Here is a 13,980-nt window from a genome sequence, read left to right on the forward strand (position 1 = left end):
GTAGTACTTGACAATTAATGTATAAGGGTATATGGTTATATTAGCTAAAACTGATTTTAGCTAATATAACCATAATGAGGTGAGGTCATGTTACTGAATGCAACAGATGTAAAGAATAGTTTTGGTAAAGTCTTAAAAATGTTAGATTATGAGGATGTTATTGTCACAAAGAAGGGAAAGGCAGTCGCTAAGATAGTGAAGTTCACAGAGTCCGTAAAAGATCATGGTTATATTAAGGAATACCCAGCTGAGTATACAGGGCAAGATAGAAAGGTAACCTATGAGGAATTTCTTAAGTTTACAGCTAATAGTGAGAATAGATATGAGCTCATTAACGGCGAAATATACATGTTGGCGTCTCCTAAAACAACCCATCAACAGGTTGTAGGGCAGTTTTATGTAGCATTTTACAAGTATTTTGAAGGCAAGTCCTGTACACCTTTTATTTCACCCTACGATATTACCTTAAACATTAAGGATGAAACCAATGTGTTCCAACCAGACTTAGGTGTCATCTGTGATTTAGAAGAATTTAATAATGAACATGATCAATACATGGGTGTACCAGCATTGGTTGTTGAAGTCACATCCAAGTCCTCCCGGAGCAAAGATTATGTCAAGAAATTAAATAACTACATGTTAGCAGGGGTTAAAGAATACTGGATTATTGACCCCATGTACCAAAATGCCAAAGTGTATGGCTTTGATGATGATGAGTTGATCGATTATAGAGAGTATGAAAAGGGTAGTACCATCGCATCTTCTTTTTTTGAGGGATTGAAGGTAAAATGGGTATAGGGTGACCAATTACAATCATATTGAGAATCCACCAAGCATATACTGAATATAAGAAGTTGGACAAGGGAATCATGTGCGAGAAATAGACATTCTTGTACATCATGCTGGGGAGGATGATTGTATGCGGGAAAAAGTCATGACCATATTACTTGTAATATTAATCATATGTTTTATACCTATATTTGTAACAACCATGCTGCGAGGGATTCCCAAAGAAAAACAAGACAGTGAAGTGGTGGATACAACGGTTAGAGTCATGGTCAATGGTGAAGAAAAAGTCATGGCATTAGATGATTACCTTATTGGTGTAGTGGCGGCAGAGATGCCCTATAATTTTTATGAAGAAGCCCTTAAAGCTCAGGCTGTGGCGGCAAGAACATATACCCTCAAAAAACTAGGAGATTATGATAACCTTATTTTTTCCAACGATCTTCAAGCTTACTTGACGGAAGAAGACATGGAAAACAGATGGGGAACAGGTAGTTTTGCAAAATATTATAGTAAGATAAAAAAAGCCGTTGAAGATACCGCTGACGAAGTAGTCGTTTATCAGGGCGACCTTATTGAAGCTGTATTTCATTCTACCAGTAGTGGTAAAACACAATCGGCGAAAGAGGTATGGGGTCAAGATATACCTTATCTTGTAAGTGTAGATAGTGCAGAAGATGTCAATTCACCAGAATATCTCCATAACAGCACCTATACCCTTCAAGATTTTACAAGTAAAATTAAAGCTTATGAAACGGATTTTCAGTTCTACTCTGCTGATGTTGCCAGTGAGATTCAGATTATTAACCGGACCCCCGAAGGTTATGTAGCCAAGATTCAAATTGGTAATAAAATATTAGATGGGGAAGTTGTTAGAAAGTATCTGGATCTTGCATCCAGTAATTTTACCATAAATGTAACAGATGATCAGATTGAGGTCCTCTGCAAGGGGTATGGTCATGGTGTAGGTATGAGCCAATATGGAGCAGACAGCCTTGCACAGAAAGGGTATTCCTATAAAGAAATCTTAGAGTATTATTATACCGGTGCAGTGGTATCCGAATTACCTTAGATGACATACAATAAAGATATATGCGTACACATATACTCATTAACCATAAAGCTATGTAGATAGGATTCATCGTAGCGTTATGGCAATGGGTATTTTTTTGTACTATTTTATGGGCAAGAAATTATTCCAATGTAATGAAAGAATGTGTTAGCCAACAGAAGGAGATAGCCTATATAACCATCACACCAAAAAATGTTTAATGGAGCGTATATTCATGAATATAATAGGAAGAGTCTGGTAATAATATAGACGTAACAAAAGAATTATGCCAGATATGGCTAAACATTTATGAAAAATAATGAGGTGAATGGTATGAAAATGAAAAATATAATTGCATACATAAAAAGGAAGCAATTCTATTTTGCTTTGTTCGCATGTTGTGTGACGATCTTTTTAATTGCAATTCTAGTATGGGTTCAACCAAAAGATGACGATTCTGAGATTGCTAACCTTAACAGCGATGTGATAAGGAATGCAGATAATCCAGAAGAATTACCTTCCAGTTTAGTGGACAACGATGAGACAGAATACAATCCCCCAGAAGATGAAGGTGAGCCAGATGCAACACCTACCAGTACAACACCTATCACGATTAATGAAGAGGAAGTTGATGGGGAAGTAAGTGGAGAAGGGGATGCAGGCGATGATGCATTAGTAGCCAATAGTGATGCAACCAATGAGAATTATACCATTGAAATTGCACCTGTTGTAAAACCAAATATTACATTCAATCCAAGTGAAAAGATGATTTGGCCTGTTAGCGGTAGTGTCTTAATGCCTTATAGCATGGTACCTATCCATTTTAAAACCCTTGATCAATATAAGGTTAATCCAGCAATGTATATTGCATCAGATGTTGGAGGACAGGTTGTAGTAGCAGCTGAAGGTATCGTAGAGTCCATAACCAATGAGCCTGAGACAGGTATCACCGTGACCATTTATCATGGTAGTGGGTATAAAACCATTTATGGTCAGTTAGGAGAAGCATTAGCTGTTAAAGAAGGCGACCTTGTGAAGAAGGGACAGTTACTTGGTGTTGTTGAAAAACCTACCAAATACCATGTTCTATTAGATTCACATGTCTATTTCAAAGTACTGAGTAATGAAAAATCCATTGATCCAACAACGTTAATAGAATAGCGCATGCTTTATGATAGTAGGAGCCTCTCACAAGAGAGGCTTTCGTTTTGTACATAAATGATGTTGCGTAGGGTATCTCAAGTAGGTATAATATGAGAAGGTATTGAACGTAGAAAGGATGACATTATGAAAAAAATCATGGTGGTTTTGATGGTTTGCTTGATGGTTTTAAATGGATGTACCAAAGACAATACACAAGACTATACCAAGGTATCCAATCAGACATATTTACTGGGAACGCTGGTGAAAGTAACCGTTTATGGTAAAGATGTGTCTAAGGAGGTCTTTAATGGGGCTTTTGATATCATTAAAAATATAGAGGCTACAGTGAGTAAGAATGAGGATAACAGCGAAGTTAGTCAGATTAATAAGGGTCAGGAAATAAGCTTATCTGAATCCACTTATAAGATTATTGAAAAGGGACTGTATTATTCTCAGGTTTCTAAAGGGAAATTTGATATTACCATTGCCCCATTGGTTAACCTGTGGGGGATTGGCACAAAAAATGCAAAAGTACCAAGCCATGAAGAGATTCAAGAAGCCATTAAGAAAATTAATTATAAACACATTACACTGGATCAAAAGACCAACAAAATTCAGATACATCAACCCATTGAATTGGACCTTGGTGCAATAGCGAAAGGTTATGTAGCTGATGAAGTATCAGCCTATCTCATGGAGCATAATATGGGGCATGCCATCATTAATCTGGGTGGTAATATTTTAACTGTTGGGGAAAAACCCGATGGCAGTTCTTGGAAGATTGGCATTCAGAACCCATTTGATGCAAGAGGAACGAAACTTGGTGTGGTGACCATTGGGCAAAAGTCTGTGGTCACATCGGGTATCTACGAACGTTATCTTGAAGAAGGTGACAAACAATATCACCATATTCTTGATCCCTTTACAGGTTATCCAGTAGAGAATGAGCTGGCAAGTGTGTCCATTATATCCAATTTATCTATTGATGGGGACGGCTTATCCACGGTAGTTTTCTCTATGGGGCTAGAGGAAGGGTTTGATTTTATAGAAGGACTAGATGAGGTGGATGCTATATTTGTTACAAAAGATAAAGAGGTCTATCTTACATCTGGCGCTGATGAGATATTTATGCTTACTCATGAGGACTTTAAAAAGAAGCAGATGAAGAAGTAATAAAAAATGAAAGGCTAAGGTAAGCCAAATAGATAACATGGCAGCTAATAAAGGGTTTTTTATAAAGAAAAATCCCTAACCTAGCCATATGGCACTAGAATAGAGATTTTTTACTTCCTATCGTTGTTAATTTTCTAAGCATACTTATATTGGTATTGATAGAGGTACACATAAAGACTTAATCATTGAAAGTAAATTCACTTCCCCAATCAAATGTTGCGGAATCTTCATAGTACTCTGGCCAATGAGAACACCAATGAGGGACTGATACATCCTTGATTCTGTCTACCGATGGTTGGTAAGGCTTCATATCTAAAACCGGTGTACCGTTATCAGCATCAATATAAGCCAATTGGATACTACCTTTATGGTGGTCAATATTGATGACTTGGCAAGCTGTTAGCGCTATCGGGTTGGGTCGAATGGGTGATCGGGTGGCAAATACACCAAGCTTATCCGGTGCTGCTTTATAAGGTTTATCCATATCAACAATTGCTCTAGAAGATTCTTCGTCAAAGTTATGACACCACCATAGAATGTTCATATGGCTAAAGCCTTCAACCCCTTCCAGTGCAGGGATATACTTGGGATTAAGATCAATAAAATAGTGTTGATCCTCAATCCGTACTGTACCAATGGCTTCAAGTGTAAAGGTATTCTTATGCATATTGTTCCTCCTTGTTTAATAAATCCTTATATGGGTTACTGCTATTATTGTACATGGAATGAGGATATTTTTCTTAAATAATGTTGCTGGAATGGGAGGCATTTCAACAGGGGAATGGCATGTATTTAACATATCTTGCTACTTATAAAAATTTTTCTTTTGAGGATACGCTTTCAGGGGTATTTGTGTTAAGATAGCTATAAGAGGGCAATAAGAAAATAACGGAAACAAAATGATGATGTTAGGGTGATGACAATGGAATTTATTAAGATTACTGAACAATCCTTTCAACTGGTTGGTATGAATTTTTATGGGGACCCTTTTGAGAATAAATCAGCATGGGAAGAAGAGAACGGTATAGGTGAACTCTGGAGAAGATTTATGAAGTTTTACCTAGCTCATGAAGACGCTATAAAACAACAAATAAATAAACATGAATTTATTGAAATACACTTAACAAATGATGAGACGAAAGAAAAAGGTCTCTATGAAATTTTTGTTGGTACACAGGTGAAAGAATTTGAAGCTATACCGGAGGCGTGTGTTGCTAAGCAATTACCGTTAAGGGCATATGCTGTTTTTTCTGTAAAAGGAGATGAAATAGCATCCGACTGGTATCATTACATGCATCATGAGTGGCAACCTACCTCTGGTTATAACATAATCGAATCTTATTCCATGATTTTGTATGATGAACACTTTAAAGGTATGGACCAGTTAGATGAGTCCATTGTGTATGCCTATGTACCTCTCGTTAGGGATGATGCCTGTGATGCATAATCGTAATATGGATACCATGTATCAAGCAACGGAGTATATAGAGCAACATTTAATGGATCACATAAGCATTGATGATGTGGCTTCGGAAGTGGGGTATTCACTGTTTCATTTTTCAAGGTTGTTTAATCAGTACATTGGCCATAGTCCTTATGATTACTTGATAAGAAGACGATTAACAGAAGCAGCCAAAGTCATCTTGGATACGCAACAATCCATTATGGCTATCAGCCTTGATTATGGGTTTAATACAGCCGTTTCTTTTTCTAGAGCATTCAAAAAAATGTTCGGTATAGCTCCTGTTCAGTTAAGGCGTAATAAAGCACCACTTATGCATCATAAGGAAGCAGTCACTTATGACTATATTCAGCATATTAATCATACTTTGATAAAAGTACCAGTAATAAGACAACTGGAAGCATTCTATGTATTAGGTCGAGTTCAGTGGGGTAAAGAACCTTCTTGTGAGGCAGATCATACAACCTATGACCATAAAATAAGTTTTTTCCCCCAAGTTTCTAGAAAGAATAGTCCTTATAAGATGGTTGGTCATAAAACCGACCAAATAGCAAGTACACCTGGGGATTATATCTTAAAACATATACCACAAGGGTATTCTGCCGAATTCACCCATATGGGTTCAGAAGATGTGCTGTCTATGACCTATGATTATATTTTCCAGACATGGTTACCAAAAACAACCTATGAACTTGCGGATGACTATGTGATTGAACAATACATGCTAGAGGATAACAGGCCATGCATTAGAGTATATGTACCCATTCTAGGGCTTTGGAAAAAACATAAGCTTTAATGGTTGATCATTTGGTGTAAGCACGATTTTTAATATACTTAAGCCCGTTATTCCAACGAAGGAACAACGGGCTTTGTTGATAAGTGAATAAGCGAAATTAAATTCTACCGTTTTATTCGGATTAAATTATCGCGCTTCTAATACTTTCTCAGCTAAAGTAAAGAATTCTTTTACCTTAACAGAAACGCCTGCAATATCATCCACACTACCATCGTCTTTAACCGTAACGGCTGTAGGGTCTTGGGTTTCTACTAATTTAGCTTCAACAAGTGCAGCTTGTTCAGTCCAAGTTTTACCACCATCGTTAGATAATGTATAATTACCTGCAGCCACTTGTTTCTTCTTGTCATCGCCACCATCTTTATGAAGACCGTTCCAGTTAGCAGCAACGATATAACCGTTAATGACTGTTGCATCAAATGTGGCTTTCCAACCTGTCTGCTCACTAAAATTATCTTCTTCTGCATGATAAGCGCCATCTTTCCAATTACCGCTACCAGTAGGTCCATTAGCAAGGGCTTCTTCGGCTAATGTAAAGAGTTCTGTTACATAAATAGAAACCCCAGCGATATCATCTGTTTTACCTTCATCATTATAGGTAATAGCCGTTGGGTCTTGTTTTTCTAATAAGAAGTTTTCAGCTGCTTCGGCTTGTTCATGCCATTCTGATTGACCATTACCTTTTTCAACGAGGCCATAAGCTCCAGATTTTGAAGTGGTTTTCTTATCGTCACCACCGTGGATAGAAGCACCGTTCCAATCTGCGGATATGATTTTACCGTCTTTAACTTCTAAAGTCACAACAGATTTCCAGCCTGAATCCCCAAAGTCCCCTGTAGCAAAGTAAATGCCATCTGCATAGGCTGCTGTTTCATTATCTTTTGAATCTGTAGAGGTGTCATTTGAACCTGTTTCTTTGTATGTATCTTCAGTTGTTTTTTTTCCACACCCTGCTATCACGCTGATTGTTAAAATAACTACTAATATAGATGTTAATATTTTTTTCATAGTTGCCTCCTTAGTCTTATAACCACCTTAGTAAAAAGTCATAAGGCATTATAAGTTTACTTGTTAATAGATAGGCATATTAGGTAATATACCTATGTTACAGAGTTATTATATGTGTAACAGTTCTAAAAATCAATTAAAGGGTCAATAAAGTAAGTTTTGTAAGTTTTGTTAAGTAGAAATGGGTTAAGCTTATGTAGCATAAGACTTCCTTATGGCTGGCTTCGTAAAATAGTTAATTACTTAACGAACATAAAACCATAAAAAGTCAAGATGACAACAAGACAAGAATATAAAAATAGAATCCTAACATTTTATACAGCATAAGTAACCAAATGCCTTGAAAATATAGTAAAAAAAAGATGTATATTTTGCAAAGTTCTCCCATATATTTAACTAAGCAATGATTCGAGGGGGATTTATCTTGAAGCAATATATAGAGGAAAGGGCTATTGAGGTTGCAAATTATATTATCTCTTCCAATGCTACTGTAAGACAAACTGCCAAAAAGTTTGGTATTAGTAAATCAACGGTGCACAAAGACGTCACAGAAAGGCTAAGCAAGATTAATCCAGGGTTAGCCTTAGAGGCTAGAAAGGTCCTTGACATTAATAAATCAGAAAGGCATATTCGAGGTGGTTTAGCGACTCGAGCTAAATATGTCAGTATGTCCCATACACGACCAACGCTCTATTAAAAGAGGGATCTCACCTAAAGGATTTTATCCCAGGTGAGATGCCCCTTTTTTTTATCTAAATAGAAAAGTGTTTGACATATATTGCTATACCATTTCAACATAGGTCTTAAATCGGATGTCGTAACAGGGTTGTACTAAGTCAAAATAGGGCTGAAATAGTAAAATCATGGGGACTAAGTACCATTTTTTTGCGCCTATATAATAGAATGTTAAAAAAGTGCCGATAAATATTAAAATTTATCAAATTCCCCTTTGAAAATTGCAGGTATTTGTATATAATATGTATATGGAAATAGCGTATAATAGCATAAAATCTACATTGCAATAGACAGAACCATTTGATAAAAAAGATTTTAATTCTATTGTTTGTTGTAAAAGCTTGCAATTGTTAATCAGTAATTGATTTTGTCAATTAATGAATGGTGATAATACAAATATACAATAATTTTCTAAAAATGAAGAAAAGTATGGGTTGATTATGGATGAAAAGACAAGATAACATACTTTCTTATACCAAAATAAAAAGATTACGGAAGGGGATAAATAATGTTTGGAACAGATATTGGAATTGACTTAGGAACGGCTAACATACTGGTGTATATAAAAGGTAAAGGTGTCATATTAAGAGAGCCTTCAGTTGTTGCTATAGATCGTGATACAAATAAAATTCTTGCAGTAGGTAGTGATGCCAGAAGAATGTTAGGTAGAACACCAGGTAACATCGTTGCCATTCGTCCACTTAGACAAGGTGTGATATCCGATTATACAGTAACTGCAAAAATGATAAAATACTTTGTGTCAAAATCAGTAGGTAAAAGGCTTCGAAAACCTCGTATTACAGTGTGTGTACCAAGTGGTGTAACAGAAGTAGAAAAACGTGCCGTTGAAGATGCTACCTATCAAGCAGGAGCAAGGAAAGTCGAGATTATTGAAGAACCCATTGCAGCAGCTATTGGGGCAGGTATTGATATCAGTAAAGCCTGTGGCAGCATGGTGGTTGATATTGGTGGAGGAACCTCTGATATCGCGGTTATTTCTCTAGGAGGAACCGTTGTTAGCACATCCATCAAAGTAGCTGGTGATAATTTTGATGAAGCCATTGTGCGGTATATGCGTAAAAAACACAATCTATTAATCGGGGAAAGAACAGCCGAAGAGATTAAGATTAAGATAGGAACAGCTTATAAAAGACCAGAGATATTGACCATGGATGTACGTGGAAGAAATCTCATTACCGGTTTACCTAAGACCATTACAGTATCTTCTGAAGAAACTGAAGAAGCTTTAAGAGAAGCAACATCCAATATTGTAGAAGCTGTTCACAGCATTCTAGAAAAAACACCACCAGAGTTATCCGCTGATATTTCAGACAGAGGTATTGTGTTAACAGGTGGCGGCAGTTTATTACAAGGTCTTGATCAGTTAATTGAGAACAAGACAGGTATCAATGTGATTACAGCAGATGATGCCCTTACTTGTGTGGCTATTGGTACAGGTAAGTATGTGGAATATCAAGCCAATCAAAAAAACTAATGATGAATTAAAGGTTAGGTGAAAGCATGGTTAGAGGTTTATACACCGCTTCAAATGGTATGATTGCGAGGCAGCAGAAATTGGATATTGTGTCCAATAACCTTGCGAATGTGCACACCGCAGGTTTTAAACGTGATGGTGTGATTGTCGAGTCTTTTGACAGTGTTTTAACAAAAAAAATTAAAGACCCCAGTATGCCTCATGACCAAGTCATTGGAAAAATGACTTTAGGTTGTAAAGTAGGCAATATCTTTACAGACTATACCCAAGGTGGCGCTACACCTACTGGGAATCCTTATCATGTTGCCATAACAGGTGATGGCATGATTGCTATCGGTCAAGAAAATGCCCAAGGTGAATTAGAGACAAGGTATACACGAGACGGTTCATTTGTCGTATCCAATGAGGGTACACTCATGACCCGAGAAGGGAATTATGTCCTTGGTACACAAGGTAAAATTGTTTTGGAAAGCAGTACGGGACAAAATATCCGTATTGGCAAAGATGGGACAATCTACGACAATGACCAAATCATAGACCAGATTCAGGTAGTTGATTTTGAAAATCCAGAGTCTTTAAGAAAGATTGGGGACAACTTGTATCGTCAAACAACAGATTCTGTGGAACAAGGGTTTAGCGGATCACTTCTACAAGGTTATACAGAGAGCTCCAATGTGAACACAGTGAAAGAAATGGTGGATATGATTAGTGTTATGCGCGCTTTTGAAGCCAATCAGAAAGTGGTTCAGACCCAAGATGAAACCCTCAAAAAAGCGGCAAATGAAATTGGTAGATTGTAGCATGATGATGAGATAAGATAGTGTGAAAGGAATGAAAGCTGATGATACGTTCATTATATACAGCGGCATCCGGTATGAAAACACAACAGATGAATGTGGATACCATATCCAATAACCTTGCAAATGTCAACACAACAGGTTTTAAAAAAGAGCGATTGGAATTCAAATCGTTATTATATGAAACATTAGAGCGTGCAGGAACAGACGCTAATGGTAAAGGACGTCCAGTGAATTTACAAGTAGGTCACGGTGTTAAACCCGTTGGCACTGTAAGAAATTATACAGGTGGTATTATGCAAAAGACGGCTAATCCTCTGGATGTGGCCATAACAGGAGACGGTTTCTTTGTTATTGATGACTTAGCTGGTGGTCAGGTTTATACAAAGGATGGAAGTTTCAAAATTGCCTTAGTAGAAGGACAACAAATGCTTATTACCTCAGACGGACGTAAAGTTCTTGATGTAAATGATGAACCCATTATGTTAGATTCTACCATTGATATTAAAAAATTAGGCATCAATGCGGATGGAACATTAAGTTATGTTGGCAGTGATGATGAAGTGATTCAGTTAGATGAAAGAATAAAAATTGTTCAATTTAGAAATGTGAACGGGTTAGAGGCTCTTGGTAGTAACTTATATCGAACAACAGCTGCATCAGGACCTGCCATTGCAGAAGCCGAAGATGATGAATTAGTCATGAGTCAACTTATACAGGGCTCTCTTGAAGGTTCTAACGTGCAAGTGGTTGAAGAAATGGTTGGCTTAATTGTGGCTCAACGTGCTTATGAAGTAAGTTCCAAAGCCATCCAAGCATCCGACGAAATGCTCTCACAAGCTAATAACTTGAAGCGTTAGGTAAGTCCCAATACTGCGACAACAGGACTTAATTGTCATAAGTAATTTTTGATTCAATGGTACATAAGCGAAAGGATGAATGAACGTGGACATATCAGGCATTAACCCTAATATCTATCAACAATTAAACATATCAAAACAAGATAAGGTGACCACGACATCTTTTGAGGATGCATTAAAAAAAGCTGAAGAAGAACAAGATGATAAAGCATTACGTGAAGCATGCCGTGAGTTTGAAGAATATTTTGTGAATCAAATGTTTAGTGAAATGCGAAAAACGGTACATGGCGGTAGCCTTATACCAAAGTCACAAGGCGAAAAGATTTTTGAAGATATGCTTTATGAAGAGTACTCAAAGGAAATAGCAAAAGAACAGGGCATAGGCATTGCTCAGATGATGTTTGAGCAATTATCCAACACGGGTACGGTTAATCAAGTTAAAAGTGGGTTAAAATAAGTCCTGATGAATCAGGGCTTTTCTTTATTCTTATAGGAACGTCCTCTGAATTTAGCATATGAAATAGAAGCATTTTCATATGCGTCAAGGAAACTTTCCTAACGTAACAACTTGCTTAGCAAGATGCAACGTAGTCGCTTTGTTTAATAGTATCATTAAAAGACAGTTATGGGATAGGGTGTATATTGTGAAGGCTATTTACTATTTTATTATTTTCATAAACATCATCATAAGTTTGGTAACCACAAAGCAACCCATTCAGTATCATATGGAAGATATTGAGATTAACGGACGCCAACAACAGGTTCATACTTTAGAAGTGAACATGAACGATAAGCGGGTTTCTATGGAAAATGTGCTTTCTTTGGGTGCTATTTATGGTTTTGAGGAAACCAGTACCATGGTTGCAGACGCAGGTGCTGAGATTGGGGTTAACGGTATGTTCTATACCATTTATGGTCATCACATTGGGTTGATGATTAAGGATGAAGAACTTATTACCCTAGCTCGAAGCGAAACACCATCCATTGCTATCTTAGAAGATAATCGTGTTTATATTGGCCCTATATCCACCACTGTAGCCATCCAAAGGGAAGGCTTAACTTTACCTGTTCAGACGGTTAATGATGCAGCATTTGAAAATACATGGGTACTGTATTCCAGAATATATGGTCGTACCACCCGTATTACGCGAAACAGCATTAATTATGTGATTCAAGATAATAAGGTAATTAAAAAAAGCCTAACGGATGAACCCATTGACATTCCTGAAAACGGTTATGTACTGTGTCGTGTGAGTCAAGAGCCTGCTCAGGATGATGTTCTAAAAGTAGGGGATGTTGTAACGATTAAAACCACCTACCAGCCAGAAATCGGTCAAGTGAAAGAGGCTTTTCAATCGGGTGGTTGGCTAGTGAAGGATGGAAAGAATGTAGCCAAGAACTATGAGCCTTATATAGGAAACACCTTAATTCCCAATCCAAGAACCATCATAGGGGTCACAGCCGATAATCAACTGGTTGTAAAAGTTATTGACGGCAGACAAGAAGAGAGCTATGGTATTTCAGGTAAGGAAGCAGCAGAGCTTATGTTGGGTTCAAATTGTATCCAAGCTGTCTATTTAGACGGTGGAGCATCCAGTACCATGGTCTTCAATGGAAAAGTGGTCAATCAGCCATCCAGTAATGAAGAGCGTAAAGTAGCCCATAGCATCATTTTTCGTACAAAAGGCACCTCCTTTGCTAATGTGTTTGCACATGAAGGTGTTGTAAAAAAATGAGGTTGCATTTAACATTTATATATGTTAAGATGGATTTAGAAATTTTACACATTTAACTAAATAGAAATGCTTATCAAGAGTTAGGGTAGAGAGTTAGCTCGGTGACCCTACGCCAGCCTGCATATTGTAAGGTGGTTCTGCTAACGTCGATAAGGCTTTATCATAGAAACCTTCTTGATGTTCAGAGGGTTTATTTTATTGTTAAAGTTTAATTAATACTTCTTGTAATGTATGGTAAATACCTGTATGGGGTGATAAGATAAGAGGGTATGCTTTTCATCTAAATTGCCTTATGATATTATTTGTAACAGCATAAGGGGGCAAATACATCATTTTAGGTATGAATGCATGATATAGGTAATACTATAATTATAAGTTGATTAATGATGGTCGTATACGTTGTAACGAGAGTTTAGCGAGAATCGTAGGAGGGCATGTATGAAAAACATTTTTGCATTACCCGTATCAATCATTGAATTAATGATTGTATCGGCAACACCACTGATTGAACAAAGAGGTGCCGTACCATTAGCGGCCTTAAGTCATTTTAGTCCAAGTGAGGCATATTTATGGACATTGATTGGTGCCATTATACCGGCTCCTTTCATTTTATTTCTTATGCCAAAAGTATTAGAAATTCTTAAGAAAGTGAAGGGTTTAGGTAAATTAGCTAACTGGTATGAAAATAAAGCATTAAAAAAAGCAGAAAAAGTAAAAGATAATTATAAATATCTGAGCATCTTTTTATTTGTGGCTATACCATTACCTGGCACAGGGGTATGGACGGGCTCAACCATTGCAGCACTTCTTGGGTTTGATTTTAAGAAGTCATTGCTAGCAGTGGTATTAGGTGCTTCATTAGCAGGTGTGTTTATGTTAATGATATCTTATGGTGTAAAATTTCTAGTCGCATAGGTATACATAGATACAGTATCCTA

At 37.0% G+C, this 13,980-nt stretch carries 15 protein-coding genes; 13 read left to right on the forward strand and 2 right to left on the reverse strand.

Translation table 11 applies throughout. The features are described 5' to 3' along the window. Positions 1 to 87: 87 nt before the first annotated feature. From HZI73_RS03630 to HZI73_RS03645, 4 genes are all read left to right on the forward strand, one after another. A complete protein-coding gene (locus HZI73_RS03630) occupies positions 88 to 798 on the forward strand; it encodes a Uma2 family endonuclease (RefSeq protein ID WP_212696900.1) in 711 nt (236 codons plus the stop codon). 121 nt (positions 799 to 919) lie between these two features. Then, positions 920 to 1,858 (forward strand): stage II sporulation protein D, encoded by a 939-nt coding sequence (gene spoIID, locus HZI73_RS03635; RefSeq protein WP_212696901.1) that lies wholly within the window; start codon positions 920 to 922, stop codon positions 1,856 to 1,858. Positions 1,859 to 2,146: 288 nt separating this feature from the next. Then, the gene (locus HZI73_RS03640; protein ID WP_212696902.1) at positions 2,147 to 2,998 is read left to right on the forward strand and encodes a M23 family metallopeptidase; all 852 of its coding nucleotides are present in this window, start codon (positions 2,147 to 2,149) and stop codon (positions 2,996 to 2,998) included. Between the two features lie 126 nt (positions 2,999 to 3,124). Continuing rightward, positions 3,125 to 4,153, forward strand: a complete 1,029-nt coding sequence (locus HZI73_RS03645; RefSeq protein WP_212696903.1) for an FAD:protein FMN transferase — start codon at positions 3,125 to 3,127, stop codon at positions 4,151 to 4,153. Between the two features lie 178 nt (positions 4,154 to 4,331). On the opposite strand, the gene HZI73_RS03650 is transcribed toward HZI73_RS03645, so the two are convergent. Then, the gene (locus tag HZI73_RS03650; protein ID WP_212696904.1) at positions 4,332 to 4,820 is read right to left on the reverse strand and encodes an SAM-dependent methyltransferase; all 489 of its coding nucleotides are present in this window, start codon (positions 4,818 to 4,820) and stop codon (positions 4,332 to 4,334) included. Between the two features lie 249 nt (positions 4,821 to 5,069). Between HZI73_RS03650 and HZI73_RS03655 the strand changes: the two genes are divergently transcribed. Both HZI73_RS03655 and HZI73_RS03660 read left to right on the forward strand, forming a co-directional pair. Then, complete coding sequence (locus HZI73_RS03655) at positions 5,070 to 5,600, forward strand: GyrI-like domain-containing protein (RefSeq protein ID WP_246552518.1); 531 nt, start codon at positions 5,070 to 5,072, stop codon at positions 5,598 to 5,600. Further along, entirely contained in the window at positions 5,593 to 6,411 is an 819-nt protein-coding gene (locus HZI73_RS03660; protein WP_212696906.1) for a helix-turn-helix domain-containing protein, read from the forward strand. Before HZI73_RS03655 ends, HZI73_RS03660 begins: the two co-directional genes overlap by 8 nt. A 126-nt stretch (positions 6,412 to 6,537) precedes the next feature. On the opposite strand, the gene HZI73_RS03665 is transcribed toward HZI73_RS03660, so the two are convergent. Further along, on the reverse strand, positions 6,538 to 7,419 hold the full coding sequence (locus HZI73_RS03665) for a hypothetical protein (RefSeq protein WP_212696907.1): 882 nt from the start codon (positions 7,417 to 7,419) through the stop codon (positions 6,538 to 6,540). Between the two features lie 424 nt (positions 7,420 to 7,843). On the opposite strand from HZI73_RS03665, the gene spoIIID reads away from it, so the two are divergent. The 7 genes from spoIIID to HZI73_RS03700 all read left to right on the forward strand — a co-directional run bounded on the left by spoIIID (position 7,844) and on the right by HZI73_RS03700 (position 13,957). Then, positions 7,844 to 8,116: a sporulation transcriptional regulator SpoIIID gene (gene spoIIID / locus HZI73_RS03670; protein ID WP_212696908.1), complete on the forward strand. Its 273-nt coding sequence runs from the start codon at positions 7,844 to 7,846 to the stop codon at positions 8,114 to 8,116. Positions 8,117 to 8,662: 546 nt separating this feature from the next. Continuing rightward, positions 8,663 to 9,649 (forward strand): rod shape-determining protein, encoded by a 987-nt coding sequence (gene mreB, locus HZI73_RS03675; RefSeq protein WP_212696909.1) that lies wholly within the window; start codon positions 8,663 to 8,665, stop codon positions 9,647 to 9,649. A gap of 26 nt (positions 9,650 to 9,675) precedes the next feature. Then, complete coding sequence (locus HZI73_RS03680; protein ID WP_212696910.1) at positions 9,676 to 10,449, forward strand: flagellar hook-basal body protein; 774 nt, start codon at positions 9,676 to 9,678, stop codon at positions 10,447 to 10,449. Positions 10,450 to 10,490: 41 nt separating this feature from the next. After that, a complete protein-coding gene (flgG, locus tag HZI73_RS03685; protein ID WP_212696911.1) occupies positions 10,491 to 11,306 on the forward strand; it encodes a flagellar basal-body rod protein FlgG in 816 nt (271 codons plus the stop codon). A gap of 85 nt (positions 11,307 to 11,391) precedes the next feature. After that, positions 11,392 to 11,763, forward strand: a complete 372-nt coding sequence (locus HZI73_RS03690) for a rod-binding protein (protein ID WP_212696912.1) — start codon at positions 11,392 to 11,394, stop codon at positions 11,761 to 11,763. 79 nt (positions 11,764 to 11,842) lie between these two features. After that, positions 11,843 to 13,042 (forward strand): phosphodiester glycosidase family protein, encoded by a 1,200-nt coding sequence (locus tag HZI73_RS03695; protein ID WP_212696913.1) that lies wholly within the window; start codon positions 11,843 to 11,845, stop codon positions 13,040 to 13,042. 438 nt (positions 13,043 to 13,480) lie between these two features. Beyond that, a complete protein-coding gene (locus tag HZI73_RS03700) occupies positions 13,481 to 13,957 on the forward strand; it encodes a COG2426 family protein (protein WP_212696914.1) in 477 nt (158 codons plus the stop codon). Positions 13,958 to 13,980 lie beyond the last annotated feature (23 nt).

This window comes from Vallitalea pronyensis, assembly GCF_018141445.1.
In the GTDB taxonomy this organism is placed as follows: domain Bacteria; phylum Bacillota; class Clostridia; order Lachnospirales; family Vallitaleaceae; genus Vallitalea; species Vallitalea pronyensis.